The organism is Candidatus Rickettsia tasmaniensis (genome assembly GCF_036857515.1).
Lineage (GTDB): Bacteria > Pseudomonadota > Alphaproteobacteria > Rickettsiales > Rickettsiaceae > Rickettsia > Rickettsia rickettsii.
Window position 1 is genome coordinate 1 of record NZ_JAQCNX010000069.1, and the last position, 574, is coordinate 574.

The window sequence follows — 574 nt, forward strand, 5'->3', positions numbered from 1 at the left end:
ATGCTTGATGTTCATACTAAAGAGTTGGATTTCTTTGAGATATCACCTCCGGTATTAGTTCGAGATAATGCTATGTATAATGCAGGACAACTACCTAAATTTGCCGAAGAGTCTTTTGCAATAACCAATGGTTACAGACTAATTCCAACCGCAGAAGTATCTTTAGTAAATATAGTCGCCGATACTATTATACCAAGAGAAAAATTACCGATGCGTTATGTTGCTTACACCCCGTGCTTTAGATCAGAAGCAGGTAGTAGCGGTAGAGATACAAGAGGTATGATTAGATTACATCAGTTCGGTAAAGTTGAGCTAGTATCTATTACTACCCCTGAAGAATCAAAAAATGAGCATGAATATATAACTAATGCATCAGAGACTATTTTACAAAAACTGAATCTTCCTTATCGTGTTATGTTACTTTGCACCGGAGATATGGGATTTGCGGCAAAAAAAACCTATGATATAGAAGTATGGCTTCCGGGACAAAAGCAATATCGCGAAATTGCTAGCTGTTCTAATTGTGGAGATTTTCAAGCACGTAGAATGAAAGCAAGATATAAAGAATTTGGCA

1 protein-coding gene is annotated in these 574 nt (G+C 36.6%); it reads left to right on the forward strand.

The features are described from left to right. Positions 1-574, forward strand: a 574-nt coding sequence (locus O6R16_RS07950) for an aminoacyl--tRNA ligase-related protein (RefSeq protein ID WP_499680703.1), incomplete at both ends; no start/stop codon positions are given.